The 26,590-nt window shown below is 71.9% G+C and carries 22 protein-coding genes; 14 read left to right on the top strand and 8 right to left on the bottom strand.

The features are described 5' to 3' along the window. Positions 1-80 precede the first annotated feature (80 nt). The 3 genes from IO39_RS48945 (at position 81) to IO39_RS48935 (ending at position 3,009) form a co-directional block, all read left to right on the top strand. Complete coding sequence (locus IO39_RS48945) at positions 81-875, top strand: NAD-dependent epimerase/dehydratase family protein (RefSeq protein WP_043640797.1); 795 nt, start codon at positions 81-83, stop codon at positions 873-875. A 242-nt stretch (positions 876-1,117) separates the two neighbouring features. After that, entirely contained in the window at positions 1,118-2,080 is a 963-nt protein-coding gene (locus IO39_RS48940; RefSeq protein WP_043640794.1) for a LacI family DNA-binding transcriptional regulator, read from the top strand. After that, on the top strand, positions 2,077-3,009 hold the full coding sequence (locus IO39_RS48935) for an aldose epimerase family protein (protein ID WP_043640791.1): 933 nt from the start codon (positions 2,077-2,079) through the stop codon (positions 3,007-3,009). Before IO39_RS48940 ends, IO39_RS48935 begins: the two co-directional genes overlap by 4 nt. Here IO39_RS48935 and IO39_RS48930 read toward each other — a convergent pair. Then, positions 3,002-5,461: a SpoIIE family protein phosphatase gene (locus tag IO39_RS48930; protein ID WP_043640788.1), complete on the bottom strand. Its 2,460-nt coding sequence runs from the start codon at positions 5,459-5,461 to the stop codon at positions 3,002-3,004. The two genes, IO39_RS48935 and IO39_RS48930, sit on opposite strands and share 8 nt — an antisense overlap. A gap of 296 nt (positions 5,462-5,757) precedes the next feature. On the opposite strand from IO39_RS48930, the gene IO39_RS48925 reads away from it, so the two are divergent. The 7 genes from IO39_RS48925 (at position 5,758) to IO39_RS48895 (ending at position 13,089) form a co-directional block, all read left to right on the top strand. Further along, positions 5,758-6,372, top strand: coding sequence for a response regulator (locus IO39_RS48925; RefSeq protein ID WP_043640784.1), 615 nt, complete (start codon positions 5,758-5,760; stop codon positions 6,370-6,372). Between the two features lie 184 nt (positions 6,373-6,556). Next, entirely contained in the window at positions 6,557-9,070 is a 2,514-nt protein-coding gene (locus tag IO39_RS48920; protein ID WP_043640781.1) for a DNA translocase FtsK, read from the top strand. 83 nt (positions 9,071-9,153) lie between these two features. Continuing rightward, positions 9,154-9,912, top strand: a complete 759-nt coding sequence (locus IO39_RS48915) for a helix-turn-helix domain-containing protein (protein WP_043640778.1) — start codon at positions 9,154-9,156, stop codon at positions 9,910-9,912. A 60-nt stretch (positions 9,913-9,972) separates the two neighbouring features. Beyond that, positions 9,973-11,382 carry a 30S ribosomal protein S12 methylthiotransferase RimO gene (gene rimO, locus IO39_RS48910; RefSeq protein ID WP_043641039.1) on the top strand — a complete coding sequence of 470 codons (1,410 nt, stop codon included), beginning with the start codon at positions 9,973-9,975 and terminating at the stop codon, positions 11,380-11,382. Beyond that, positions 11,379-11,951, top strand: coding sequence for a CDP-diacylglycerol--glycerol-3-phosphate 3-phosphatidyltransferase (gene pgsA, locus IO39_RS48905; protein ID WP_043640775.1), 573 nt, complete (start codon positions 11,379-11,381; stop codon positions 11,949-11,951). Before rimO ends, pgsA begins: the two co-directional genes overlap by 4 nt. 3 nt (positions 11,952-11,954) lie before the next feature. Next, the gene (locus tag IO39_RS48900) at positions 11,955-12,446 is read left to right on the top strand and encodes a CinA family protein (RefSeq protein WP_043640772.1); all 492 of its coding nucleotides are present in this window, start codon (positions 11,955-11,957) and stop codon (positions 12,444-12,446) included. A gap of 286 nt (positions 12,447-12,732) precedes the next feature. Beyond that, complete coding sequence (locus IO39_RS48895; RefSeq protein ID WP_043641037.1) at positions 12,733-13,089, top strand: helix-turn-helix domain-containing protein; 357 nt, start codon at positions 12,733-12,735, stop codon at positions 13,087-13,089. Here the strand turns inward: IO39_RS48895 and IO39_RS48890 are convergent. Together IO39_RS48890 and IO39_RS48885 are read right to left on the bottom strand one after the other, a co-directional pair. Continuing rightward, positions 13,086-13,865 (bottom strand): DNA-formamidopyrimidine glycosylase family protein, encoded by a 780-nt coding sequence (locus IO39_RS48890; RefSeq protein ID WP_043640771.1) that lies wholly within the window; start codon positions 13,863-13,865, stop codon positions 13,086-13,088. The genes IO39_RS48895 and IO39_RS48890 overlap by 4 nt on opposite strands. Positions 13,866-14,355: 490 nt before the next feature. Continuing rightward, positions 14,356-15,462: a PP2C family protein-serine/threonine phosphatase gene (locus IO39_RS48885; protein WP_052424346.1), complete on the bottom strand. Its 1,107-nt coding sequence runs from the start codon at positions 15,460-15,462 to the stop codon at positions 14,356-14,358. Between the two features lie 281 nt (positions 15,463-15,743). Here IO39_RS48885 and IO39_RS48880 point away from each other — a divergent pair, with 281 nt between their 5' ends. Beyond that, positions 15,744-17,711 carry an ATP-binding protein gene (locus tag IO39_RS48880; protein WP_157549926.1) on the top strand — a complete coding sequence of 656 codons (1,968 nt, stop codon included), beginning with the start codon at positions 15,744-15,746 and terminating at the stop codon, positions 17,709-17,711. A 90-nt stretch (positions 17,712-17,801) separates the two neighbouring features. Here IO39_RS48880 and IO39_RS48875 read toward each other — a convergent pair whose 3' ends face one another. Continuing rightward, on the bottom strand, positions 17,802-18,251 hold the full coding sequence (locus tag IO39_RS48875) for an RrF2 family transcriptional regulator (protein WP_043640770.1): 450 nt from the start codon (positions 18,249-18,251) through the stop codon (positions 17,802-17,804). Between the two features lie 145 nt (positions 18,252-18,396). On the opposite strand from IO39_RS48875, the gene IO39_RS48870 reads away from it, so the two are divergent. After that, a complete protein-coding gene (locus IO39_RS48870) occupies positions 18,397-19,578 on the top strand; it encodes an ROK family transcriptional regulator (protein WP_043640768.1) in 1,182 nt (393 codons plus the stop codon). Between the two features lie 210 nt (positions 19,579-19,788). Here the strand turns inward: IO39_RS48870 and IO39_RS48865 are convergent, their stop codons facing one another. The 4 genes from IO39_RS48865 to IO39_RS48850 all read right to left on the bottom strand — a co-directional run bounded on the left by IO39_RS48865 (position 19,789) and on the right by IO39_RS48850 (position 24,594). After that, positions 19,789-21,345, bottom strand: coding sequence for a glycoside hydrolase family 3 protein (locus IO39_RS48865; protein ID WP_043640764.1), 1,557 nt, complete (start codon positions 21,343-21,345; stop codon positions 19,789-19,791). A 71-nt stretch (positions 21,346-21,416) separates the two neighbouring features. Then, entirely contained in the window at positions 21,417-22,268 is an 852-nt protein-coding gene (locus IO39_RS48860; RefSeq protein WP_043640762.1) for a carbohydrate ABC transporter permease, read from the bottom strand. Next, positions 22,265-23,275 (bottom strand): carbohydrate ABC transporter permease, encoded by a 1,011-nt coding sequence (locus IO39_RS48855; protein WP_043640759.1) that lies wholly within the window; start codon positions 23,273-23,275, stop codon positions 22,265-22,267. The genes IO39_RS48860 and IO39_RS48855 overlap by 4 nt, the downstream gene beginning before the upstream one ends. A gap of 2 nt (positions 23,276-23,277) precedes the next feature. After that, the gene (locus IO39_RS48850; protein WP_043640756.1) at positions 23,278-24,594 is read right to left on the bottom strand and encodes an extracellular solute-binding protein; all 1,317 of its coding nucleotides are present in this window, start codon (positions 24,592-24,594) and stop codon (positions 23,278-23,280) included. A 137-nt stretch (positions 24,595-24,731) separates the two neighbouring features. On the opposite strand from IO39_RS48850, the gene IO39_RS48845 reads away from it, so the two are divergent. Together IO39_RS48845 and IO39_RS48840 are read left to right on the top strand one after the other, a co-directional pair. Next, a complete protein-coding gene (locus IO39_RS48845; RefSeq protein WP_043640754.1) occupies positions 24,732-25,880 on the top strand; it encodes an ROK family transcriptional regulator in 1,149 nt (382 codons plus the stop codon). 12 nt (positions 25,881-25,892) lie between these two features. After that, entirely contained in the window at positions 25,893-26,555 is a 663-nt protein-coding gene (locus tag IO39_RS48840; protein WP_043640751.1) for a M15 family metallopeptidase, read from the top strand. The last annotated feature ends 35 nt before the right edge of the window (positions 26,556-26,590 follow it).

The following is a 26,590-nucleotide window of genomic DNA, read 5'->3' as shown; positions in this document are numbered from 1 at the left end:
GTGAACGTAACTAGTGGCATGGCTCACGGTCAATATTCAAGGATGTGAATTTCGGTCAGAATCGTGTACATCATGGAGACATGCGCATTCTTATGACAGGGGCCGCGGGAAAGGTCGGGACGCTGCTTCGGCCGAGGCTCGCCCGCGACGGCCGTACGCTGCGGCTTTCCGATCTGCAGCCGATGGAGCCGGGAGCCGGCGAGGAGTGGGTGACGGCCGACCTGGCCGACCCGGAGGCCATGGCCGCGGCCATGAAGGGCGTGGACGCCGTGCTGCACCTCGGCGGCCAGAGCCGCGAGCATCCCTGGGCCGACATCGTGCACGCCAACATCAACGGGACCCAGGTGCTGCTGGAGGCGGCGTACAAGGAGGGGGTCCGGCACGTCGTCCTCATGGGCAGCCACCACGCCGCCGGCTTCCACACCCGGCCGGACAACGGCGAGGACCTGCCCGACTACGCCTTCCCGCGGCCCGACACCTACTACGGCGTGAGCAAGGTCGTCATGGAGGCGCTCGGCAGCCTCTACCACGACCGCTTCGGCATGAACGTCACCGTGATCCGGCTCGGCACCTGCAACGAGGGCCCGCTCGACACGCGCGGGCTGGCCACCTGGATCTCCGCCGACGACCTCGCGTGCCTGGTCGAGGCGGGGCTGACCGCACCCGGCTACCACGTCGTCTGGGGCGTCTCCGACAACCCCCGCCGCTGGTGGTCGCTGGAGGAGGCCAAGGCCATCGGGTACGTCTCGCGCGACTCCTCCGAGCCCTTCGCCGCCGGCCTCATCGCCGAACACGGCGAGCCCGACCTGTCCGACCCGGTGCACGACCGCGCGGGCGGCATCTTCACCCTGAACGAACTGGGCGGCAAGTGGTGACCCCGGCCCCCGCCGCCTGACGGAGCCTGCGCCCGTGCCGGCCGCACGGCGGCGGCCCGCGCCCCGGTTGGGGTGGCGGTGCGACTCCACCTGCTTGTCGGACGCCTGCTCCGAGGCGAACAGCGAGCCCGCACCTGGTGGCTGGAAGAGATGTCTCTTAGCAACCGGTTGCAAGAACCTTGACGGGGTCGGAGGTAAACGTCAAGGTTTGATCTAGCAACCGTTTGCAAGGGAGGGCGGCGATGGCGGCGACGATCAAGGACGTGGCCCGGGCCTGCGGCGTCCACGTGTCCACCGTGTCGCGCACCTTCTCGGCGCCCCACCTGGTCAATCCTGCCACCAGGAGCAGGGTGCTGGCCGCCGCGGACGACCTCGGCTACCGGCCCAACCGGGCGGCCAGGGCACTCACCACGGGACGCACGTTCAACATGGGTCTCATCGTGGCCGACATCTCCAACCCGTTCTTCCCGCCCCTCATCAAGGCCGCCCAGGCGCAGGCCAGGGGGCGGGACTACCACGTGTTCGTGGCCGACACCGACGAGGACCCGCGCGTCGAGGAAGAGCTGATCAGGACGTTCACCAAGCAGGTGGACGGCGTGCTGCTGTGCAGCCCCCGGCTGTCGAACAAGATGATCGAGCGCCTGGCGGAGGACGTGCCGTTCGTGGTCGTCAACCGGCGCATCAAGGGCATGCCCGCCGTGCTCATGAACGTCGCCCAGGGCGCCAGGCTCGCGCTGGACCACCTCGCCGAGCTCGGCCACCGCAGGATCGCGCTCGTGTCCGGGCCCATCGGCTCGTGGACCAGCAACGAGATGCAGGGCGTGGCCGCCGAGACGCCGGGCCTCGACCTGGTCTTCTTCGGCCCCAACCAGCCGACGGAGGCGGGCGGCCTGGCCGTCGCCCCTGAGGTGGCCGCCTGCGGCGCGACCGCGGTGCTCGCCTACAACGACCTCGTCGCGCTCGGCCTCATTGAGGGCCTGTCGGCGATGGAGATAGGGGTACCAGACCAGATAAGTGTGGTCGGGTTCGACGACATCCTGCCGGGGCGGCTCAACCGTCCCAAGCTCACCACGGTCGCCATGCCGGCCGTGCAGGCGGGCAGGATGGCCGTCGATCTGCTGCTGCAGTCGGGGGGCGAGGGCGCGACAGTGACCCTCGACACCGCCCTCATAGTCCGCGAGTCCACGGGAAGGGCACAGACATGAACTTCGGAACGCTGCCGTCGGGTGAGCAGGTGGAGTGCGTAGAGCTGTCGTCGGGACGGCTGCGCGCCGAGGTGCTCACCTACGGCGCGATCGTGCGCACGCTGGAGGTGTCCGGGGTCAACGTCGTGCTCGGGCTGGACACGCTCGACGACTACCGCACCCGCAGCCGCTACTTCGGCGCCGTCGTCGGCCGGTACGGCAACCGCATCGCCGGAGCCCGCTTCACCCTTGACGGCGTCGAGTTCCGGCTGCCGGTCAACAACGGCCCCAACAGCCTGCACGGCGGCACCGAGGGCTTCGACAGCAAGGTGTGGACGATCACCGACCGCACCCCCTCGTCGGTCACGCTCACGCTGACCAGCCCCGACGGCGACCAGGGCTACCCGGGCACGCTGACCGCCTCGGTGACGTACACGCTGGCCGACGACGCGCTGCGCATCGACTACGCGGCCGAGACCGACGCGCCGACCGTGATCAACCTGACCAACCACTCCTACTTCAACCTCAAGGGCGGCGGCGACGTGCTCGACCACGTCGTCCAGATGGAGGCCGACCACTACCTCCCGGTGGACGAGAACAAGATCCCGACCGGCGAGCCGGCCCCGGTCAAGGGCACGCCGTTCGACTTCACCGAGCCGCACGCGGTCGGCGAGCGGTACGACGGCGCCTACGACCACTGCTTCGTGCTCAACGGCGCGGCCAGGGTGACGGCCGGCGGCCTGACCATGGAGGTCACCACCACCGAGCCGGGCGTGCAGTTCTACTCGGGCAGCATGCTCGACGGGGACGCCACGCCGTACGGGCCGTTCGCCGGGTTGTGCCTGGAGACGCAGCACTACCCCGACTCGCCCAACCAGCCGCAGTTCCCCTCCACGGTGCTGCGGCCGGGCGAGCGCCGCACCTCGACGACCACCTACCGGTTCATGTGACGGTGCGCAGGGCGGCGCTGGCCTTGATGACGAGCAGGGCCACGTCGTCCTGGGACGGCTCGGAGGCGAACGTCTCGACGGCGTGCCGCACCCGTTCGGCCACCGCGTGCGCGCTCAGCCCCGCGCAGCCGGACAGCAGCGCCGCCAGCCCGTCGCCGTCGTCCAGCATGCGGTCGCCGTTGCGCCGCTCGGTCACGCCGTCGGTGACGCACAGCAGCACCTCCTCCGGCGCCAGCTCGAACGACTCCACGTAGAACCTGGCGCCGGCCTCGATGCCGAGCAGCAGCTGCGGGGTGGCCATGGCCTGGACCTCGCCGTTCGGGCGCAGCAGGAGAGGCGGCGGATGGCCCGCCGAGGCGATCGTGCACAGCGCGCCGCCCTGGGGGAGCGGGGTCAGCTCCCCGCACAGCAGGCTGAGGAACCTGCCCTCCTCGCCCTCCTCCAGCAGCGCCTGGTTGAGCCGGTCGAAGATATCGGCCACGGTGTAGTGCTCCTTGGCGAGCAGGCGTACGGCGTGCCTGGCCAGGCCCGTGACCGCGGCCGCCTCCGGCCCGCTGCCGCACACGTCGCCCAGCGCGAAGCACCAGTGGTCGGCCACCGTGAACAGGTCGTAGAAGTCGCCCCCGACGTCGGCGCCCTCCTCGGCCGGCTCGTAGACCACCGCGGACTCCAGGCCCGGCATGGGCGCCACGCGCATGGGCAGCAGGCTGCGCTGCAGCACCCGGGAGGTGGTGGCCTGCCGGGCGTACAGCATGGCCGTGTGCAGGTTGAGCGCCACCAGGCGGCACAGGTCGGCGAGCAGGTCGGCCAGCTCCAGCGGCAGCGTCGGCTCGGCGCGGCCGATCACCAGCGCGCCGTGCGAGCGGCCCTGCGTCAGCAGCGGGAAGGCCAGCACGGTCTCGGGGCCCACCGGCCAGCTCACCTCGTCGAGCGCGGTGCGGGGGATCGCGGGCAGCGACTTGCGCAGGTCGGCGTTGTGGCGCTCCTCGCTGTGCCAGACGTGGGCGAGCCTGGTCATGCCGGCCAGGTCGGTCAGGTAGACCGCCGCCCAGGTGGCGATCTTGGGCACCACGAGCTGGGCGGTCAGCGCCGCGATCAGCTCCTCGTCGTGCACGCCGGCCAGCAGCTCGCCCGCCTCGGCCAGGAACGACAGCCGCCCGCGGTGCGCGCGGTCCTGCTCGGCCAGCCGCTCGCGCTGCACCGGGACGGCCACCTGGTCGGCGATGTGCTGCAGGCTGACGGTGAGATCCTGGTCGAACCGGCCGGGCTGGGCGGCGGTCACGACGAGGTAGCCGATCACCTCGCCGGACACGAGCAGCGGCGCGCACGCCAGCGACCTGGCGCGGAGCTGCTGGGCCAGCTCGACGTCCCCGGCGAGCAGGTCCTCGACCACGGCGGGCGTCTTGCGGTCGGCGCCGAACACGCCGGTGGCCAGCACGCCCACCAGCCCCGCCGTCGCGCCCGCGCCCGCCGCCACGCCGAACCGGTTGCCGTCCTCGCCGCACAGCAGCACGTACGCGGCGTCGCCGCCGCTGGAGACGTTCACGATCCGGGCGATCGTGGCCAGCAGCTCGGCGAAGGGCATGTCATGGTCGAGCAGGTCCTTGATGCGCCGGCCCGGCTCGCCGCGCAGCGGCGCGGGCGGCGGCGCCAGGACGTAGCGGTGGTCGGCCGACACGATCATCCAGATCGCCCCGCGCTCCCCGGCGTGCCCGCGGGTGCGCAGGTGGGAGACGTAGACGGGGATGAGCCTGCCGTCCGCGTGCCGCATGCGCGCCTCGCCGCGCCAGCGGCCCAGGCCCAGCGTGTCGGTCAGCGACAGCGCGTACGGGCCGTGGCCGCGCCAGGCCACCAGCTCCTTCAGCGAGCGGCCGACCGTCTCCTCCGCCGGCCGGCCGAGCAGCTGCTCCGCCTCGGAGTTCCACGACCGTACGACCCCGTCGAGGTCGCAGACCACGACGCCGATGTGCAGGCCGTCGAGCGGCGCCGCGGCGGGGCCGGAGACCGGGCCGGACCCGTGGCCGGGCCCGGCGGGCTCGCAGCCCTCGCCGAGCTCCATGCGCACCCAGACCCGCTTGGCGGTCCTGGTGTAGGTGACGCCCCAGGCGTCGGCCAGCATCCCGGCCAGCGCCAGGCCGCGCCCCGAGGTCTGCAGCGAGCCCTCGCAGGAGGCGGGCTCCGCGGCCGGGATGGTGCGGGTGGGGTGGTGGTCGTCGACCTCGATCTCGAGCTTGGCCGGGCTGGCGTCCACGTCGAGGCGGCAGGTCAGCTCGACCCCCGTGCCCGCGTGCACCACCGCGTTCGTGACGAGTTCGCTGGTCAGCAGCACGGCGTCCTCGGTCAGATGGCTCAGGCGCCATTCGCCGAGCACCTGGCGCACGAACTTGCGCGCGTGCGCCGGCGCGTGGGCCGTGCCGTCGAAGGCCGTGCTCGACACCCTGGTCGTGTCCACTCTGCGTCCTAGAACATCACTCGATGTGGCAGTTCGGTCACTCTCAGAGTGGCAGACTGATGCCGCTGATACCTCCCGTTGTGAAGAAGGCCGCCATGGTCGCGCAGTCGGACTCCCCGTACCGACCGGGTCCGCTTCGCCCTGCTGACCCGCGTCCCCCGCTCGTGGCCCGGCCAGGGCCGCGCGACGGCGCCTTCCGCGCCGGGCCGGCGCCCCCGGACGGTCCGGCCCGTGGACCTCGACCGGCTCCTGGAGGTGATGCGCGGGTGGCTCGCGGGTGAACGGAAGGGCGACGGATGAACCGACAGGTCAAGATCCTGCTGGTGGACGACAACGACGAGAGCCTGGTCGCGCTGGAGGCCGTGCTGCGGCCGCTGCAACAACTGCTGTTCAAGGCCAGGTCGGGGCCCGAGGCGATGAAGCTGATGCAGCGCCACGACTTCGCGGTCGTCCTGCTCGACGTGCTGATGCCCGGCATGGACGGCTTCGAGACCGCCACCCACATCAAGCGGCTCGACCAGACCCGCGACGTGCCCATCATCTTCCTGACCGGCACCGGGCCCAGCTCAGGCGCGGCCTTCCGCGGCTATGCCGTGGGCGCGGTCGACTACCTCACCAAGCCGTTCGACCCCTGGGTGCTGCGCTCCAAGGTGGCGGTGTTCCTGGAGCTGTTCCGCAAGACCGCGGTGCTGAGGGAGCAGGCGGCGCTGCTGCACGAGCTGGTGCGGGACGACGAGGCGCTGTCGGGGTTCGCGCGGCGGCTCGGGGCGGTCGAGTCGCGCCTGGAGCTCATGGCCGAGGGCGCGGGCGGGGACGAGGGGCTGCGCGAGGCGGTCAAGGACCTGGCGGACCGGGTGGCGGCCATGCAGGCGGCCTTCGCGGCGGTCTCGACGGTGCGGGGCAGGGAATGACGACGGGGTGACACGCGAGGTCTCGACGGGCGGGCGGGCCTGACGACGGGGTGCCGCGCACGCTCCCGGCCGCGCGCGGCAGAGCCTCACGACGGGGTGACGCGCAAGGTTTGCGGTGTTCACATGTCAGGACACCGGCGAGCCTACGCGCGTACCCCCGCGTCTCCGTCGTACCTTTGGCATCATGGCCACCCGTACGCCGAAAAGCGCAGCGAAGGGGCCGGCGAAGCGGTCGACCTCGTCGCGCTCGACCCCCGCCAAGCGCGCAAGCACGTCGGCGGGGCGGGCCAGGACGAAGGCAGCCGCCCCCGGCCGCAAGCCCCCGATGACCCACCAGGACCCCGTGAGCTGGGTGTTCACCATGATCGGCAAGCTGATCGTGGGGTTGTGGATGTTGTTCGCCAACGGCATCGGCAGTGCCGCGCGGGCCGTGGGCAAGAACGCCCGCGAGCTCGACCCGGCGCACCGGCGCGACGGGGCCGGGCTGACGGTGCTGGCGGGCGCGATCGTGCTGGCGGCGATGACCTGGCGCAACTCCGACGGCGCGGTGGCCGGCGTGGTCAACGCGGCCGTGCGGGGCGTGTTCGGCTCGCTGGCCTGGGCGCTGCCGCTGCTGCTCGGGCTGCTCGCCTGGCGCTACCTGCGCCATCCCGACCAGAACGCCGACACCGGCCGCATGGTGATCGGCTGGGCGGCGCTGATGGTCGGCGTGCTCGGCGTCATCCACGTCGCCAACGGCACGCCCTACCCGGCCGGCCAGGGCCAGGGCATGGACAAGGTGTCGCAGGCCGGCGGCATGGTCGGGTTCATCGTGTCGGCGCCGCCGATGAGCATCCTGCCGTCCTGGGTGACGATCCCGCTGCTGCTGCTCCTGTCCGGGTTCGGCGTGCTGGTGATCACGGCCACGCCCGTGCACCGCATCCCCGAGCGGCTGGGCGAGCTCAGGCACCTGCTGTTCGAGCGGCAGTCCGAGACCGCCGCGCCGAAGTCGCCCGCCAGGAAGCGGGTCAGGACGAAGAAGACCGAGGACGGCGGCGAGACCGGCGACGTCGTCAAGCCGTACGACACCCCGGTGCTGGCGGAGAAGGACAAGAAGGCCGAGCACTCGCCGGAGATCGTCCCGGGGCTGACGGACGAGGACGAGACGCCCGCGCCCGAGCCTGAGAGGCGCCCTGAGCCGCCGGAGCCCACACCCGCGCCGCGCAAGGTCGAGCAGCTCGTGCTGTCCCCGCAGGCGGGCCCCTACAGCCTCCCCGACCTCACGCATCTCAAGCCCGGCACCGCGCCCAAGCCGCAGACCAAGGCCAACACGACCGTGGTGAACGCGCTGACCAGCGTGCTGGAGCAGTTCAGCATCGACGCGCAGGTGATCGGGTTCACCCGCGGCCCGACCGTGACGCGCTACGAGATCGAGCTCGGGCCCGCGGTCAAGGTGGAGAAGGTCACCGCGCTGACCAAGAACATCGCCTACGCCGTCAAGTCCGCCGACGTGCGCATCCTGTCGCCGATCCCCGGCAAGTCGGCGATCGGCGTCGAGATCCCCAACGCCGACAAGGACCTGGTGGCGCTGGGCGACGTGCTGCGCTCGCAGGTGGCGCAGGCCGACCACCACCCGATGATCGTCGGCCTGGGCAAGGACGTCGAGGGCCGCACCATCGTCGCCAACCTCGCCAAGATGCCCCACCTGCTCATCGCGGGCGCCACCGGCGCCGGCAAGTCGGTCTGCGTCAACGGGCTGATCACGTCCATCCTGATGCGGGCCACCCCCGACGAGGTGCGCATGGTGCTGGTCGACCCCAAGCGGGTCGAGCTGAGCGTGTACGAAGGCATCCCCCACCTCATCACCCCGATCATCACCAACCCGAAGAAGGCCGCCGAGGCCCTCGAATGGGTCGTGGGCGAGATGGACCGGCGCTACGACGACCTGGCGGCGTCGGGGTTCCGGCACGTGGACGAGTTCAACAAGGCCGTGCGGGCGGGCAAGCTGCAGCCGCCGCCCGGCAGCGAGCGGGTCTACCAGCCCTACCCGTACCTGCTGGTGATCGTGGACGAGCTGGCCGACCTCATGATGGTGGCGCCGCGCGACGTCGAGGACTCGATCGTGCGCATCACGCAGCTCGCCCGCGCGGCGGGCATCCACCTGGTCATCGCCACGCAGCGGCCGAGCGTCGACGTGGTCACCGGCCTGATCAAGGCGAACGTGCCCTCCAGGCTCGCCTTCGCCGTCTCCAGCCTCACCGACTCGCGGGTCATCCTCGACCAGCCGGGCGCCGACAAGCTGGTCGGCCAGGGTGACGCGCTGTTCCTGCCGATGGGCGCCAGCAAGCCCATCCGCATCCAGAACGCGTTCGTCTCGGAGAAGGAGATCGCCGGGATCGTCGCGCACTGCAAGGAGCAGATGCAGGTCGAATACCGCGACGACGTCGCCGCCGCGCCGGTCAAGAGGGAGATCGACGAGGAGATCGGCGACGACCTCGACCTGCTGATCCAGGCGGCCGAGCTGATCGTGACCACGCAGTTCGGCTCCACCTCGATGCTGCAGCGCAAGCTGCGGGTGGGCTTCGCCAAGGCGGGGCGGCTGATGGACCTGCTGGAGAGCCGCGACGTGGTGGGCCCGAGCGAGGGCTCCAAGGCGCGCGAGGTGCTGGTGAAACCCGACGACCTGCCCGGCCTGCTCGCCGACCTGCGTGGCGAATGACCCCAATGCGTGCTTGCACGGCGTTAACTGATTGAATATGTACCACCACGAAGAGTAGCCGGTGTGGTGGGGGGCGGTTCGCTGTGCAGGAGCAGAGCATCGGGGCCATGCTGCGGGCGGCCAGGCAGACGGCCGGGCTGACGATCTCGCAGGTCAGCGCGGCCACCAGGATTCGCGAGGCGATGATCCAATGCCTGGAGCAGGACGACTACGACCAGTGCGGCGGCGCCTTCTACGCGCGGGGGCACATCAGGGCGGTGGCCAGGGCCGTCGGGCTCGATCCCGAGGCCACGGTGCACCTCTATGACCAGCAGCACGGCGGGGCGCCGCAGCCCATGGCGGCCTCGGCCGTCTTCCAGACCGACCGCAAGATCCACCTGCCCGAGCGGCGGGGCCCGAACTGGACGATGGCGCTCGGCGTGGCGCTGGCGATCGTGATGGTCTTCGGCATGATGCGGGTGCTGGGCGGCACCGGCGACCAGGTGCGCACGGGCGACGTGCGGGTGGCCTCGGCCCGGCCCAGCGTCCCGCCGAACACGCCCATCACCGAGACGCCGCGGCCCACGCCGTCGGCCTCGGCCAAGAACACGGTCACCGTCCGTATCAAGGCCAAGCGGTCGTCCTACGTGAGCCTGCACGACGCCGAGGGGCACAAGCTGTTCTCGGGCACCCTCAAGGCCGGCAAGACCTCGACCTGGCGCGCGCCGGAGAAGGTGCACGTGCTGCTGGCCGACGCGGGAGCCGTGACGGTGCACGTCAACGGCAAGAGGGTGAAGGGTCTCGGGGGCAGCGGAGACGTGGTGCGGCGGGCGTTCGGGCCCCAGAAACCACAGGAGCGGTAACCGTCGCGGGGGAGCCAGTGCATCGGGTGGTGGCCAACTCCCGATACCGTAGTGTTCACCATGTCATCCCGCCGAACCGCATCGCTGATCACTCTGGGCTGCGCACGCAACGAGGTCGACTCCGAGGAGCTGGCCGCGCGACTCGAGGCTGCCGGCTGGCAGCTGGGCGACGACGACCCCGATGTCGTCGTCGTCAACACGTGTGGCTTCATCGACTCCGCCAAGAAAGACTCGATCGACACGCTCCTGGCCGCCGCCGACTCCGGGGTCAAGGTGGTGGCCGCGGGCTGCATGGCCGAGCGCTACGGCAACGAGCTGGCCGAGGCCCTGCCCGAGGCCAGCGCGGTCATCTCCTTCGACGACTACGCCGAGATCGGTGAGCGACTCGACGACGTGCTCGCCGGCAAGCCGCTCAAGCCACACACGCCACGCGACCGCCGCACCCTGCTCCCCATCTCACCGGTCGAGCGCGCCGGCGCGGCCAAGACCGGCATCCCCGGTCACGGTGACCTGCCGGAGGGCCTCGCGCCCGCCAGCGGGCCCCGGGTGCTGCGCAAGAGGCTCGACGAGAGCCCGGTGGCCTCGCTCAAGCTGGCCTCCGGCTGCGACAGGCGCTGCACGTTCTGCGCCATCCCGGCCTTCCGCGGCTCCTACGTCTCACGGGGGCCCGACGAGCTGGTGGCCGAGGCCGACTGGCTGGCCCACCGGGGCGTGCGCGAGCTCGTCCTGGTGAGCGAGAACTCCACGTCCTACGGCAAGGACCTGGGCGACCTGCGCGCGCTGGAGAAGCTGCTGCCCCGGCTCGCCGCCGTGGAGGGCATCGAGCGCGTGCGCGTCAGCTACCTCCAGCCCGCCGAGCTGCGCCCCGGCCTGATCGAGGTCATCACCGGCACCGAGGGCGTCGCCCCCTACTTCGACCTGTCCTTCCAGCACGCCAGCGGCACGGTGCTGCGCCGCATGCGCCGCTTCGGCGACCCCGAGCGCTTCCTCGGGCTGCTGGACAGCATCCGCGAGCGCGCCCCCGAGGCGGGCGTGCGCTCCAACTTCATCGTGGGCTTCCCCGGCGAGACCGAGGAGGAGTTCGGCGAGCTGGTGGGCTTCCTGGAGCGGGCCAGGCTCGACGTGATCGGCGTGTTCGGCTACTCCGACGAGGACGGCACCGAGGCGGCCGGCCTGCCTGGCAAGCTCGGCCAGGAGGTCATCGACGAGCGGGTGCGCCTGCTCACCGAGCTGGCCGAGGAGCTGACCGCCCAGCGCGCGGAGGAGCGCATCGGCACCGAGGTCGACGTGCTGATCGACGACGACCTGGGCGACGGCGGCTATGAGGGCAGGGCCGCCCACCAGGGGCCCGAGGTCGACGGCTCGGTCACGGTGCAGGGGATCGGCCTGGTCAAGGGACAGATCGTACGCGCGCACGTGGTCGACGCCGAGGGGGTTGACCTGATCGCGCGCATCAAGGCCGGTCCATGACCCGGGACGAGCGCCGCGTGGTAAGCCCGTGGAACATCGCCAACGTCCTCACGGTCCTCCGGTTGGCGCTCGTCCCTTTCTTCGTCGTCTGCCTCTTCCTGCCGGGCACGGGCTGGCGGGTGGCCGCGCTGGCGCTGTTCGCGGTGGCCTCCATCACCGACCACCTCGACGGGGAGCTGGCCAGGCGCTACGGCCTCATCACCGACTTCGGCAAGATCGCCGACCCGATCGCCGACAAGGCGCTCACCGGGGCCGCGCTGGTGTGCCTGTCGATCCTCGGCGAGCTGCCCTGGTGGGTCACGATCGTGATCCTCGGCAGAGAGCTGGGCATCACGGCGCTGAGGTTCGTCCTGCTGCGGCACGCGGTCATCCCGGCCAGCTACGGCGGCAAGGTCAAGACCGTGCTGCAGATCGCGGCCATCGTGCTCTACCTCCTGCCGTTCGTGCCGGGGCCCGTCCGGTGGGCGGTGATGGGGGCGGCGGTCGTCGTCACGGTGGGCACGGGCGCCGACTACGTTCTCAGGGCGGCGAAGCTGCGTAAAGTGGCCAGGCAGGCGCGCGGGGAGTGATCGATGGCTGACGTGGCCGGGATGCTGGGGATGCTGGTGGAGCGGGACGCGACGGTCGCGGTGGCCGAGTCGCTGACCGGCGGGCTCATCGGGGCCGCGATCACCTCGGTGCCGGGGGCGTCCCGGGCGTTCAGGGGCGGGGTGATCTCCTACGCCACCGATCTCAAGCACGAGCTGCTGGGCGTGCCGGGCGAGCTGCTGAGGCGTGAGGGGGCGGTGCACGCCGAGGTGGCCGCGGGCATGGCGGCGGGGGTGGCGCGGCTGTGCGGGGCCACGTACGGGCTGGCGGTGACCGGCGTGGCCGGTCCCGAGCCGCAGGACGGCCGGCCGGTCGGCACCGTGCACGTGGCGGTGTCGGGGCCGGGCGGCCGGAGGTGGGCCCGGGAGTTGAGTCTCGGGGGGTCGCGCGAACGTATCAGGGTAGAGACGGTGGACGAGGCCGTCGATCTATTGTCAGGTGTGCTGAAGGCGAACATAGGGGAACATTCCGGGTGATTACCGTGTTACGTCCCGAGCGAACATGCGATGCGCGGTCTGACGCGGTGTCGGTGGATACGGGTACGGTGGAGCTGTGAGTGAGGTCCGTGAGCCAACTGCAAGCACCGAGCGCCCGGCAGGCGGGCCTGATGAGTCGCGCACTGAGCCACGAGCGGCGGTCCAGGGGCGGCGACGCCCAGTGATGACGGCGAGGAGTATGTACGAAGCCAAGAAGAACAAAGTGCGGCACGATCCGATCGCGCGGGGCGTGGTGAAGACATCCGCGCCGGGGAGGGAGCGACAGATGATTCTGCTGCGTCAGCTGCTCGGCGACGTGCTGAGGCGGCTGCGGGTGCGGCAGGGGCGCACGCTACGCGAGGTGTCCACGCTTGCCCGGGTTTCGCTCGGCTACTTGTCCGAGGTGGAGCGCGGCCAGAAGGAGGCCTCGTCCGAGCTGCTCGCGTCCATTTGCGGCGCGCTCGGGGTGCCGCTTTCGCAGGTGTTGCGTGAGGTTTCCGACCAGTTCGCGCTGGCGGAGCTCCAGGCCACCCCTGTGCTCGCCGACGTGCCGGAGCACGAGCGCCTGCCTCTTGCGGAGACGGTGCCCGGGTCGATCGGCGACTCCGTGTTCCCCGAAGTCAAGGACATGGTGGCTGCCTAACGCTGCTGGCAGCCGGCACACCACAGGATCAGCCGTTCCTGTGGCTGCGCACCCATCTCCCCACGACTGATGCGGGTGCCGCATCGGCGACAGGGCCTGCCTGCCCTGCCGTAGACCCAGGTCTGGTTCCCTGGGCGGCGATCACCTGTGGTCACCGTGCCCGCATGCCCCTTGTTCGCGTCCAGCAGCCGCTGGGCCAGTGACACGAGCCCGTTGAGATCCCCGATCTCCCCGACCTTCTTCCACGGCCAGACTCCCCGCAGGAACAGGGTCTCGGCGCGATAGATCGTGCCGATCCCCGCCAGGTTGCGCTGATCGAGCAGCGCCTCCCCGATGGTCCTGCCGGGTGCCGCTCGCAGTCTTCGCACGGCCTCGTCCGGGTCCCAGTCCACGCCCAGCAGGTCCGGCCCCAGGTGACCCACCAGCCGCGCCTCGTCGGCGGTCCTGACGAGATCCACCATCCCGAGCTTGATCCCCACCGCCTGCCACCGCTCGTTGGCCAGGACGAGCCTGACGCGGTCGCCCGGGGGGACCCGGCCGCCGGCCGGCGCGACCTGCCAGCTGCCCTCCATGCGCAGGTGGGTGTGGACGGTCAGGCCGCCCTCGACGCGGGTGAGCAGGTGCTTGCCGCGCGAGAGCGTGGTGATGACCTCCCGACCGCGCAGGTCGGCGGTGGCGTGCCGGGGGACACGGAAGTCCGACCTGGTGAGCACCCGCCCGTCCAGGGCGCCGCGCAGGCGCGCGGCCGTGCGGTAGACGGCGTCTCCTTCGGGCATTTTCCCAGTTTAGGAGCGCTTTCCGCCTTCCGGCGATGGGCCTCCGGTGGTGAGTCTGCTGGTGGCGCGCTCGGAGTGGCGCGCTTTCAGGGTGACGGTCTGTCCGGTGGCGGTCTGTCCGGTGGTGGGCCCTTCTGCGGTGGGTCTTTCTGTGGTGGGTCTTCTGTGGTGGGTTTCCGTGGGGCGGGGCTTTCCGACGGCTTTTCGTTACGGCGGCGCCGGCGTCACCGCCACCCGCCGTACCCGGCTGGTGGCCTCCAGGAATACGCCCGCTGACCCGCACGGGGCGACCGCCGTTACGCGCGCCACCTTGACCCGTCGGGTGGCAGAACGTGGCCCTTGTCCTGCCGCCTTCGCGGGGGCTGGCGGTGATGATGACGGCCGGGACTGGGCCTTGACGGAAGGCTGGTGGCGCGCCGTGCGGACCCTCGCCACCGGCCCCGGGGCCGAGGTGGAGCGGGTCGTGCTCTGGTTCACCAGGAGATGACCCTCAGCCCGGCCGCCGCTCATGCTCCTCCAGGGGAACCGGCGCGGGCCGGGGCGCCGGGGCGGGCGGGCCGGGCTGGGCCAGGATCAGCGTCAGGTCGTCGGCCGCGTGGTCGCGCGGGCCCGCGGTGTGCCGCCGCAGCAGGCCGAGCACCTCGTGCAGGGACTCCTCCAGCGTCGGCTGCGTCAGGGCGGCGTGCAGGCGCTCGTCGAAGGGCAGCTCGGCGCCCTCGCGGTCACGGGCCTCGGTCAGCCCGTCGGTGAACAGGAGCAGGCGGTCGGAGGGCAGCAGCCGGACGCGCCACACGTACGGGTCGGGCGACAGGCCCAGGGGACGGCACGGGCGCGGCGGGTGCAGCGCGCGCAGCCGGGTGTCGACGCGTACGGGAGCGGGATGGCCGCAGTTGACCAGCAGCGCCCCGCCCGGCACGAACTCGACCAGCAGCACCGTCACGAAGTCCTCGGGCCCCAGGGAGCCGGCGATGCCGGCGTCGAGGTCGCGCGCCAGCGCGGCCAGGTCGGGCGCGGTGGCCGCGATGCGGCGGAAGACCGCCAGCACGCTCGCGCTGAGGTGGGCGGCGTCCAGGCCGTGCCCCTTGACGTCGCCGATGATCAGCCGCAGGCCGGTGGGCGTGGCGACCGCGTCGTGCAGGTCGCCGCCGAGGCGGCCGGCGCCCGCCGCCGAGCGGGTGTGGGCCGCCAGGCCGACCCCGCCCAGCGAGGGCGGCAGCGCGGGGATCATCGCCCACTCCGCGATGCGCGTCATCCGCGCCAGGTCGGCCCGGTCGCGGGCGCGCGCCCTGGCCGTCACGAACGCCCACAATCCGCCGGTGGCCACGATCAGCGTGCGCACCAGGTGCTGCGGCAGGGACGATTCGCCCGCCGCGACGGGCGGCAGCGGGGTCAGGGACAGCGCGGGCACCAGCAGCGCCAGGGCCCGCGCCGGCGGCAGCAGCGCCAGGGCCAGCGCGGTGACGGCGGCCAGCACGGTGTGGCGCACGCTCGACCAGTGGGCGGCCACCATCGGCCCGGCGAGCAGCAGCACCGACAGGGAGACGCTGGCGTAAGCGGCGTCGGCCAGCGCGATCACCACCTCGGCCAGCAGCAGCACCGGCAGCAGCCGGCGCCGGCGCCTGGCGGAGAATTGCCGCGGGATGGGAACTCCTAGGGGGAATCTGTTGGCCGGTAGTCACCTTCTCACTTTTAGTGACGTTGCGGGAGCGGTTCCGGCAAACTGTGGGGCAGACCGAGCCCTGTGAGGTGACGATCATGCAAGCGGGCAGATGTCAGGGAAATCTCCCCACCGAGAGCACGACACTGATCGGCCGCCGTGGGGAGGTGGCCGAGCTGCGGTCCTTGTTCCGGAGATCGAGACTGGTCACCGTCACGGGGGTGGCCGGGGTCGGGAAGACCAGGATCGCGCTGCGCACCGCCGCCCTGCTGCGGGACGGCTTCGCCGACGGGGCCTGGCTGGTCTCGCTGTCGCCGCTGGCGGAGGGGAGCGCGCTGCCGTACGCGATCGCGGAGTCGCTGCCGCTGGCCGACCAGAGCAGCCGCCCGGTGACCGAGGTGCTGGCCGACTACCTGGCGGAGCGCCAGCTGCTGCTGGTGCTCGACACCTGCGAGCACGTCACCGCCGCGTGCGCGGAGGTGGTCGAGGCGCTGCTGGCCGCCGCGCCCCGGCTGCGCGTCCTGGCCACCTCCCGCCGCCCGCTGGGCTGCGCGGACGAGCGGGTCTTCACGGTGGAGCCGCTGCCCGTGCCCGAGGGCTACGACGACTGGTGCGACGACGACGCGGTGGCGCTGCTGGCCGACCGGGCCGCGGCGACCGTGCCCGGCTTCGTGGTCGACGACGGCAACCGGCGGGCGCTGCTGCGCGTGTGCCGCAGGCTGGAGGGGCTGCCGCTGGCCATCGAGCTGGCCGCCGCCCGGCTGCGCGAGGTCACCCCCGAGCGGCTGGCCGAGCGGCTGGAGGACCGCTTCGAGGAGCTCGGCACCACCGAGCACCAGGTCTACGACGCCGACCCGCCCTGGCACCAGGCCCTGCGCACGGCGATCGGCTGGAGCCACCAGCTCTGCACTCCGGCCGAGCGGCTGCTGTGGGCGCGCGCCTCGGTGTTCGCCGGCGGCATCGACCCGGTGGCGGTCAAGCAGGTCTGCGCCGACGAGCGGCTGCCGGCCTGGCAGATCCCGCAACTGCTGGAGTCGCTGGCCGACAAGTCGATCCTGGTCTGGGAGCCGACCGGCGCGGGCGACCGCTACCGGATGCTCGACACGATCCGCGAGTTCGGCGCCATCTGGCTGAAGGACCTGGGCCAGGACGAGCGCGTGCGCCGCCGCCACCGCGACTACTACCTGGCGCTGGCCAGGGAGGGCGACGTCTCGTGGATCGGGCCCGACCAGTACCAGTGGTACGACCGCATGACGGCCGAGCTCGGCAACCTGCGCGCGGCGCTGCAGTTCTGCCTGGCCAGGCCCGAGGGGCGCACCGCGCTGGAGCTGGCGGGGGCGCTGTGGTTCCTGTGGTATCCGTGCGGGTTCCCCGCCGAGGGCCGGCACTACATGGAGCGGGCGCTGGCCCAGGACCCTGAGCCGGGACCGGCGCGCAACAAGGTGATGTGGGCCTGCAGCCTGGCCATGGTGTGCCAGGGCGAGGGCGCGGCGGCGCGGGAGCTGGCCGAGGAGTGCGCGGCCGAGGCCGACCGGCAGGGCGACCTGGAGGCGGCGCTGATGGCCCGGTGCGCGATCATGTGCGCCAGCATCATCCTGGGCGACCTGGAGCGCACGATCGAGGTGGGCGACGAGGTGATCCCCAGGGCCGACGGGTCCATTTACGTCTTCCCCATGCTGCTGGGGCTGACCGCGTACGGCATGGCCAGGACGATGACCGGCCGCTTCGAGGAGGGCATCGCCACCCTGGAGCGGCTGCGCGCGCTCTGCGACCGGCACGGCGAGCGCTGGCAGCGGGCCTACGGCGACGTGCTGCGCGCCCAGGCCGAGCTGGCCTGCGGGCGGGCCGCGCGGGCGCTGCGGTTCGCGCAGGCGGGGCTGGAGGTCAAGTGGCGGCTGCACGACCGGGTGGGGATGGCCATGGCGATCGACCTGCTGGCCCCCGCGGCGGTGGCGACCGGGGAGGGGGAGCGGGCCGCCCGCATGCTGGGGCTGGCCGACCAGGTCTGGGACACGGTCGGCAAGCAGCACTTCGGCGCGCCGGAGCTGATCGCCGCCCGCAAGGACTGCGAGAGCCGGGTGCGCGGGGTGCTGGGCGACCGGGCCTACGACTCCGCCTTCCGCCTCGGCAGGGACGCCGATCTGGACGCCGAGGTGTCGTACGCGCTGGGTGGCCAGGCCCGGCGCTGACCGCCCGGCCCCTCGCACGGCGGGCCGGTGCCGCCCGGCCGCGAGGAAGGGGCTGCCCCGCCGGGTCCGGCGGCACGTGACGAGGGAGGGTCAGTCCCAGGCGGCCGGGTCGGCGGCGAGCTGGCGCACCCGGTCGGGCAGCGCGCCGGAGGCGACCTGCTCCAGCGTGACCTCCTCCAGGATCGACCGCTCGGTGGCCCGCAGCGCGATCCACACCTGCTGCAGCGACTCGGCCGGCCCCCGGTAGCCGACGTGCTCGGGCCGCTCGCCGCGCACGTTGGCCAGCGGGCCGTCCACCGCGCGGATCACGTCGGCCAGCGAGATGTCGGAGGCGGGCCTGGCCAGCACGTAGCCGCCCTCGGGCCCGCGCTGCCCGCGCACCAGCCCGGCGCGGCGCATCTGCAGCAGGATGTTCTCCAGGTATTTGGGCGGCATGTCCTGCTCCTTGGCGAGCTCGCCCACTGTAGTCGGGCCCGCACCGGCTGCGGCGAGTTCGGCGGCGGCGCGGAGGGCGTAGTCGACACGAGCGGATAGGCGCATGTTCTCGATTATCCCCCCTGGTCAACACTGGTTAGGCGCAAGGTCGTCAGAACGGGGCAGGAGATCCGAATACGGCGGCCATCGCGGGGCCCTTTGACAGCGCTAAACTTCCAACAACCTTTTCGATTTGACGGTGGGATTCAGCGTGGAGCGACGCCCTGGTGTGCCCAGATTGCTCAGGGAGATCAACGACCGGGCCGCCCTGGAGTTGTTGCTGGCGACCGGCCCCATGACGCGCGGGCAGATCGGTGACCTGACCGGTCTGTCCAAGGTCACGGCCTCACAGACGCTGGCCAGGCTCGAAGAGCGCGGCCTGGTCGAGGTGGTCGGCACCCAGGCCGGCGGGCGCGGCCCGAACGCGGCGCTCTACTCGGTGATCCCCTCCAGCGCCTACGTCGCCGGGCTGGAGGTCGGGCCCGAGCTGCTGTCCGCGGCCGTCGCCGACATCCACGGCCGGACGATCGCCGAGGTCACCGTGGACCCCAACGGCCACGACGACCCGGTCTCGGTGGTGCACAGCGCCCTCGTCAAGGCCTGCCGCAGCGCCAAGATCAGCCTGTCGAAGCTGCGCGGCGTGGTGATCGGCACCCCGGGCGTGGTCGATCCGCGCAGCGGCGACATCCGCTTCTCCTTCGACCTGCCCGGCTGGCACGAGGGCGTCCACGAGGCGCTCGCCGGTGACCTGCGCCGCCAGGTGACGATCGAGAACGACGTCAACCTCGCCGCCATCGCCGAGCGCGTCGACGGGGCGGCCGAGGGGGTCGACGACTTCGTGCTGCTGTGGGCCAGCCGCGGCCTGGGCCTGGCCATCATGCTGGGCGGCAAGCTGCACCGCGGCCGCTCCGGCAGCGCGGGCGAGATCGGCTACCTGCCGGTGCCCGGCGTGCCGCTGCCCGAGGACATCCGGACCCAGCCGGGGCGGCTGCCCTCGCTGGCGGGCGGCCTGCAGTCGCTGGTCAGCGCCGAGGCGGTGACGGAGCTGGCGCAGGGGTACGGCTTCGCGGCCGGCAGCGCCACCGAGTGCGTCAGGGTCGCCGTGGCCGCGGGGGAGCGGGGCGAGCCGCTGCTCGACGAGATCGCGCACCGGCTGGCGCTCGGCGTGGCGGCGGTGTGCGTGATCCTCGACCCGGGGCTGGTGGTGCTGGCCGGCGAGGTCGGGCACGCGGGCGGCGCCGCGCTGACGTCCCGGGTGGAGGAGGCCGTGGCCCGCATCTGCCCGGTGCGGCCCCAGGTCGTCACCACCACGGTGACCGACAAGAACCCGGTGTTGCGGGGGGCCGTGCTGGCGGCGCTGGACCAGGCCCGCGAGGAACTGCTCACCTCCTGACCCGCCCCCCACGCCACCGGCTCCCTCCGGGAAGGGAGGAGAGCCGGGCACGCGGCAGGCCGGGACCGGACGCGCGGAAACCGGCCGCGAGAACGGCCGGTTTCAGGCGGTGGGGTGGGGAGGCCGGGCGCGCGGCCGGTCGGCGTCGGGCGGTGAAAGCGGGGCGCGCGGGTGGCGGGGTTCAGGTGCCAGGGCGCCGGGTGGCGGGTTTCAGGCGGTGAGGAGTTCGACGGCGGCCTGGGCGTTGGCCCGGGCGGCGCCGTACGTGGCGATGTAGGCCGCGCTGTCCGGTCGCCACACCGGCAGGCCCATCTCGATGACCGTGGTGTCCGGCCGGGCCGCCACCAGGGCCGAGACCAGCTCCCTGCTCTCGGGGTGGCGATGCGCGTCCTTGACCACGACGACCAGCGACCGGCCGGCGGCCTTGGCCAGCAGCACGGGCACCTCGGCGGCCGCGGGCTTGAGCCGGATGATCTCGGCCTCCGGCAGCCACGGCCCCACGCCCCACGGCACGTCGCCCACGGCGATCGTCGGCGGGGTGTCCACCTCGATCACCAGCGGTTCGACGAGCGGCTCGGCGGAGCCGGTCAGCCGGACGGCGCGGCGCGCGGCGTCCAGGCCGACCACGTTCTGCTCGGCCGCGACGGCGGAGGCACCGACCGTGGCGGTGGTAGCGGCGGAGGCGCCGACCGTGGCGGTGCCACCGACCGTGGCGGTGGCGGGCTCAGGCGCGGCAGGCCCGGGCGCGACGGGTTCGGGCGCGGCGGGTTCGGGGGCGGCCCAGGCCCGCAGGTCCGCGACCCGCGCCGCCGCCTCCTCCAGCCGCTCCACCGGCAGCCTGCCCTCCCGCACCGCCGCGACGATCTCGGCGATGATCGCCTGGACGTCGTCGTACGTGGGCAGCGGCCCCAGGCACAGCAGGTCGGCCCCGGCCGCGATGGTCAGCACGGCGCCGCCGGCCAGGCCCACGCTCTTGGTGATCGCCTGCATGTCCAGGGCGTCGGTGATGACCACGCCGTCGTAACCGAGCTCGCCCCTGAGGAGCCCGGTCAGCGCGGCGCCGGACAGCGTGGCGGGCGTGCTGCCCGTCAGCGCCGGCACCGCGACGTGCGCGGTCATCACCGACCGGGCCCCCGCCCCGATCGCCGCGCGGAACGGGACCAGCTCCCGCTCGCGCAGCACGTCCAGGCCGACGTCCACGACGGGCACGGCCAGGTGGGAGTCCACCCGGGTGGCGCCGTGGCCGGGGAAGTGCTTGACGCAGGCGGCCACGTTCACCGACTGCAGGCCCTGCACGGCGGCGACCGTGTGCCTGGCGACCAGCTCCGCCTCCGTGCCGAAGGACCTGGTGCCGATCACCGGGTTGTCGGCCTCGGTGTTGACGTCGGCGCTGGGCGCCATGTCGAGGTTGATGCCGCAGGAGGCCAGCTCGGAGCCGATCGCCCGGTAGACGCGGCGGGTCAGCTCGACGTCGTCCACGGCCCCCAGCGCCGCGTTGCCCGGGTACGGGCTGCCGACGTGGTAGGCCAGCCGCGTCACGTCCCCGCCCTCCTCGTCGAGCGAGATGACGGGGTCACCGGCGCCCCGCAGCGCGGTGGTCAGGCCGAGCACCTGGCCGGGGTCGGCCACGTTGAAGCCGAAGAGCGTCACGCCGCCCAGGCCGTGCTCCAGCTCGCGCAGCACCCAGTCGGGCGCCGTGGTGCCCTGGAAGGCGACGAGCAGTGTGCCGGCCGCGAGGCGGCGCAGCCCCCGATCACTCTGACTCATGGCTCCTCATCCGTTTTCAGGCAGGGTCAGGTACGGTGCCCGACGGCACCGTACGGATATTTCGTGCTTTGTCAGCCCTTCACGGCCCCCGCCGTCAGCCCCTGGACCATACGGCGCTGCACGAGAAGGAAGAAGACGACGACCGGAATCGTCATCAGGGTCGAGCCGGCCATGATCGCGCCCCAGTCGACGCCCTCCTGGCCGAAGAAGAACTGCAGGGCCACCGGCATCGTGTACCCCTCGGAGCCCGACATCAGGTAGAGGGCGAACACGAGGTCGTTCCACGCGGTGATGAACGAGAAGATGCTCGTGGCCACCAGGCCGGGCGCGACCAGCGGGAAGAGCACCTTCCAGAAGGTCGCCATCCGCCCGGCCCCGTCGATCCAGGCGGCCTCCTCCAGCGACTTGGGCACCGCGGCGACGAACGTCCGCAACATCCAGACGCCGAACGGCAGCGTCAGCGCGACCTGGGTGACGATCAGCCCGAGGAGCTGGTCGCCCAGCCCGACCCGCTTGACCATCATGTAGAGGGGGATGAGCAGCCCCTCCGCCGGCAGCATCTGCACGATCAGCAGCACGACCAGGAAGGGGCCGCGGCCCTTGAACCGGAACCGGGCGATGGCGGTGGCCGACAGCAGGGCGAAGGCCGAGCCGATGAACACGGTGCCGAGCGCCACGATCGCGCTGTTGCGCAGATAGAGCCAGATGGAGTTGTTCGCGACGCCCTCGGTCAGCACGCGTTCGAAGTGCTCGAAGGTGAAGTGCGTGGGGAACGGGATGAACTCCGTCGTGAAGATCTGGTCGTTCTCCTTGAAGCCGGTGGAGACCATCCAGTAGACGGGGAAGATCGCGAACAGGAAGACCAGGAGGCCGGCGGCGTTCAGGAGGACCTTGCCGAGCCTCTTGCGGGCGAGCGGGGTCACATCTCCTCCTGCTTCACGATCTGCCTGACGTAGAAGACGGTGATGACGAGCAGGATGATCGTCAGGACGACCGAGATGGCCGCGCCGGTGCCCAGCTTCTGCGGGGGCCGGAACGCCTCGGCGACGGCGTACATGGACAGGTTGAAGCCGTCGCGGTTCGTGGGCCCGTTCATCAGCACGTAGAGCTGGCTGAAGACCTTGAAGTCCCAGATGATCGACAGCATCGTGAGCACGGCGAAGACCGGCTTGAGCATCGGCAGGGTGATCTTCCTGAACGTGTGCCAGGGGCCCGAGCCGTCCACCTTGGCCGCCTCGTACAGCTCGGCGGGGATGCCCTTGAGCCCGGCCAGCACCGACACCGCGATGAACGGGAACCCGGCCCACACGACGCACACGATCAGCGCGATGTAGAGGGGCAGGGTGTCGTTCAGCCAGGGCGTGCCGGTCCAGCTCTCCTGGCCGGCCGGCGGGGCCGCCAGCCAGTCGGGCAGCAGGTTCAGCGCCCAGTTCACCATGCCGGCCTCGGCGTCGAAGAGGGAGCGCCAGATGACGCCCTGCGCGACGGGCGGCACGGCCCAGGCGAACATGCAGGCGATGACCACGAACAGCGACATCTTCCTGCCCAGGCGGTGCAGCAGCACGCCGACCGCGGTGCCGAGCATCAGCGTGAGGCTGACGGCGAAGAGGGCGAACAGCACGCTGTTGCGCAGGGCGGACCAGAAGATCTCGTTGTCGAAGATCCGCTGGAAGTTGTCCAGCCCCACCCACTCGGCGGGTCGGCTGCCCCGGACCTGCGCCAGCCCGACCTTCTGGAAGGACATGACGATGAGCTGGTACATCGGGTAGAGCAGCAGCCCTCCGATGACCAGCAGGCCGGGGATGAGCAGCACGTACGGGATGCTCCATACCGGCAGCCCGCTGGCGCGGGCGCGCCCGGCGTTCTTGCGCCGGCGGCCCGGGGAGGGGGAGGGCCCCCTGCCCCGGGTGACCGTTGTCGTGTTGGCCATCGTTACTGGTTCAGGATCTCTTCGAGTTCCTTGTTGGCGTCCGCGAGGGCGGCGGCGGCGTCCTTCTTGCCCTCGATGACGTCACGGGCGGCGTTCTGCAGCACGGCCTTGGTCGCGTCGGCCTCGGACCAGTTGGGGTCCGCGGGGAAGGCCTTGGCCTTGGCGAACGCCTGGGCGAACGGGCCCTGCGCCGGGTCCTCGTTCAGCGCGGCCAGGGTGTCCGGGTAGACCGGGAGCAGGCCGCCCTCCTTGGCGTAACGGTCGGCCCACGTCTTGCTGGTGGCCAGCTTGATGTACTCCTTGCCCAGGTCGGCCTGCTGGGTGCTGCCCCACAGCGCGATGTCGTTGCCGCCGAAGAAGGAGGGGGCCACGCCGCCGCTCTTGGCGGGCAGCGGGAAGAAGCCGATCTTGTCGCCCTTCAGCTTGCCCTTCGACTCCTCCTCGATGCCCGACAGGTCCCAGGCGGCGGTGAGGTACATCGCGACCTTGTCATTGGCGAAGCGGGTGCGGATGTGCGTCGTGTCGTGCGTCAGGTTCGCCTTGCTGGACAGGCCGTCGGTGACCAGGCTGGTGTAGGTGGCGAAGCCCGCGGCGAAGCCGGGCTCGGTGAGCTTGCCGACCCACTTGTCGCCCTCCTTGACGGCGTACTCGCCGCCCTCGGACCAGGCGAAGGCCGCCAGCAGGTGGTTGGCGTCGGAGCCGCCGTTGAAGGCGAAGCCGTCCACGCCCTTCTTCTCCGACTGGATCTTCTTGGCCGCGGCGACGAGCTCGTCCCAGGTCTTGGGGATCTCGATCTTCAGGTCCTCGAACCAGTCCTTGCGGTAGAGCACCGCGCGGGCGCCGGCGCCCCACGGCACGGCGTAGATCTCGTTGTCGACGGTCTCGTAGCCGTAGAGGTTCTGGGGGATCTGCGCGCGCTCGCCGTCACGGGCGATGTCGGTGATGGGCGTGAGCGCGTCCTGGCTCTGCCACATCGGCACCTGGTCGTTGCCGATCTCGGTCACGTCCGGGCCGGTGCCGGTCGCGGCGGCGGCGAACTTGTCCGCGACCTGCGGCCACGGGATCCACTCCAGCTTGACCTGCGCCCCGGTCTGCTTGGTGAACTCGGCGTTGAGCTCCTCCATGTACGTGGCCGCGGCGGGGTTGCTGTTGCCGAGGCGCCACACGGTCAGCGTCTTGCCGGCGTACTTGGGGCCGGAAGAGGCGGCGGCCGCGTCGGGTGAGGACGTGGGGGTTGGTTCACTGGAGCCACAGGCGGCCAGGCCCAGGGCCAGCGCGGCCGTGGTGACCGTAGTGGCTGTGATCTTCGCGATCCTCACAGGGTTCTCCCTTCCCGGGTGCTGGCCTACGGTCCGCACCAGGCTGATCGTCAAATGCCGAACGATGCTGGTAAACTAACAAGAAACTTTATTAAAAGAAACGGCCGTTAGCCGATCGTGACGAGAAGGGTGCGCCGATGAGCCGAGACCCCGGAACCCCCCGGCTGCTGCGCCGGCTGAACGATCGCGCCGCGCTCGAACTGCTCCTCGGAGACGGCCCTCTCACCCGCGCCGAACTCGGCGAGCGGACCGGCCTGTCCAAGGTAACCGCAGGTCAGCTTCTGGCAAGACTGGAGGAACGGGGTCTGGTCGAGGTCGCGGGCGAGCGCGCGGGCGGCAGAGGGCCGCACGCCGCCGTGTACGCCGTGGTCCCCTCCAGCGCGTACGTCGCCGGCCTGGAGGTCCTGCCCGACAGCCTCACTGTCGGTGTGGCGGACATCACAGGCCGGGTCGTCGTCGAGATCACGCTCAACCCCTCCGACGGCCGCGACCCCGTCAAGGCGGTGCACGCGGCCGTGCAGCGGGCGTGCGACACGGCCAACGTCAGCCTGTCGCGGCTGCGCGCGTTCGTCATCGGCACCCGGGGCGTGGTCGACCCGGTCACCGGCGACGTGCGCATCTCGGTGGACCTGCCCGCCTGGCACGTCGGCGTGCTGGCCAGCCTGCGCGAGACCCTCGGCGTCTCGGTGACCATAGAGAACGACGTCAACCTGGTCGCCCTGGCCGAGCACCGCCACGGCGCGGCCGTCGGCTGCGACGACTTCGTCATCGTGTGGGCCGGCGTCGGCCAGGGCCTCGGCGTGATGCTGGGCGGCAAGCTGCACCGGGGCATCACCGGGGGCGCGGGGGAGATCGGCTGGCTGCCGGTGCCGGGGGAGCCGCTGCCGACCGACGTCACCCGCCCGCAGACGGGCTCGTTCCAGCGCCTGGTGGGCCACGACGCCCTGCGCGGGCTGGCCGAGGAGCTCGGCGTGACCGGCCACACGGTGGCCGACCTGGTGCGCGGCGGCGACGATCGCTACCTCGACGCGGTGGCCGCCCGGCTGGCGCTGGGCGCGGCGGCCGTGACGGTCGTGCTCGACCCCGGCCTCATCGTGCTCAGCGGCGACATCGGCCGGGCCGGCGGCGAGCGGCTGGCCGCCAAGGTGCAGGAGGCCGTGGCCCGGGTGTGCCCGAGCCGGCCCACCGTCGTCACCTCGACGGTGGCCGGGAACCCCGTGCTGCGCGGGGCTCTGGTGGCCGCCCTGGACCAGGCCCGGGAGCAGGTCTTCTCCGACACTGTGTGAGAATTTCTGCCCATGTGGCAGTCCCCGAACGATGTCGTGCTCATGTCCGACCCCCGCGTGACCTCGATCCCGGTGCGGGAGGCCGGCGAACCGCTGGCCGACGCGCGCGGGCGGCTGCGGGTGGACACCCGCGTGGCCGAGCGCACCGGCGACGACCGGGGCGCCTACGCGCACCTGCGCGCGGGCGTGCTGCGCCGCCTGGAGCACGCCGAGAGCCTGCTGCCCGACGGCTACCACCTGCTGATCGTCGAGGGCTACCGGCCCGTCGCCACGCAGCGCCGGATCTTCGACGACTACCGCGCCACGCTGACCGGGCTGTCGCCGGCGGAGTCCTACGTCGCGGCCAGCCGCTACGTCTCCCCGGTCGAGGTCGCCCCCCACACCGCCGGCGCCGCCGTGGACCTCACGCTCTGCAACCCCGACGGCGTCGAATACGACATGGGCACCCAGATCGACGACAACCCGGAGCAGAGCCAGGGCGCCTGCTACACCGCCGCCCCCAACATCTCCGACGACGCCCGCGCCCACCGCAAGCTCCTGGCCGCCGCGCTGGAGCCCGCCGGTCTCGTCAACTACCCGACCGAATGGTGGCACTGGTCGTACGGAGACCGTTACTGGGCGATGTCCACCAAGGCAGAGCACGCGCTCTACGGCCCCGTCGAGTTCACCGGTTGACAACCCCCTGTCCAACGGGTTTTCCACAGGGCGTG

It is taken from the genome of Nonomuraea candida, assembly GCF_000725485.1.
Taxonomy (GTDB): Bacteria; Actinomycetota; Actinomycetes; order Streptosporangiales; family Streptosporangiaceae; genus Nonomuraea; species Nonomuraea candida.
This window is presented reverse-complemented; position numbering and strand designations above follow the sequence as displayed.

Coding starts and splice junctions, on each gene's coding strand:
- IO39_RS48945 (WP_043640797.1), top strand. CDS start 81: ATGCGCATTCTTATGACAGGGGCCGCGGGAAAGGTCGGGACGCTGCTT.
- IO39_RS48940 (WP_043640794.1), top strand. CDS start 1,118: ATGGCGGCGACGATCAAGGACGTGGCCCGGGCCTGCGGCGTCCACGTG.
- IO39_RS48935 (WP_043640791.1), top strand. CDS start 2,077: ATGAACTTCGGAACGCTGCCGTCGGGTGAGCAGGTGGAGTGCGTAGAG.
- IO39_RS48925 (WP_043640784.1), top strand. CDS start 5,758: ATGAACCGACAGGTCAAGATCCTGCTGGTGGACGACAACGACGAGAGC.
- IO39_RS48920 (WP_043640781.1), top strand. CDS start 6,557: ATGGCCACCCGTACGCCGAAAAGCGCAGCGAAGGGGCCGGCGAAGCGG.
- rimO (WP_043641039.1), top strand. CDS start 9,973: ATGTCATCCCGCCGAACCGCATCGCTGATCACTCTGGGCTGCGCACGC.
- pgsA (WP_043640775.1), top strand. CDS start 11,379: ATGACCCGGGACGAGCGCCGCGTGGTAAGCCCGTGGAACATCGCCAAC.
- IO39_RS48900 (WP_043640772.1), top strand. CDS start 11,955: ATGGCTGACGTGGCCGGGATGCTGGGGATGCTGGTGGAGCGGGACGCG.
- IO39_RS48895 (WP_043641037.1), top strand. CDS start 12,733: ATGATTCTGCTGCGTCAGCTGCTCGGCGACGTGCTGAGGCGGCTGCGG.
- IO39_RS48890 (WP_043640771.1), bottom strand. CDS start 13,865: ATGCCCGAAGGAGACGCCGTCTACCGCACGGCCGCGCGCCTGCGCGGC.
- IO39_RS48875 (WP_043640770.1), bottom strand. CDS start 18,251: ATGCGCCTATCCGCTCGTGTCGACTACGCCCTCCGCGCCGCCGCCGAA.
- IO39_RS48865 (WP_043640764.1), bottom strand. CDS start 21,345: ATGAGTCAGAGTGATCGGGGGCTGCGCCGCCTCGCGGCCGGCACACTG.
- IO39_RS48855 (WP_043640759.1), bottom strand. CDS start 23,275: ATGGCCAACACGACAACGGTCACCCGGGGCAGGGGGCCCTCCCCCTCC.
- IO39_RS48845 (WP_043640754.1), top strand. CDS start 24,732: ATGAGCCGAGACCCCGGAACCCCCCGGCTGCTGCGCCGGCTGAACGAT.
- IO39_RS48840 (WP_043640751.1), top strand. CDS start 25,893: ATGTGGCAGTCCCCGAACGATGTCGTGCTCATGTCCGACCCCCGCGTG.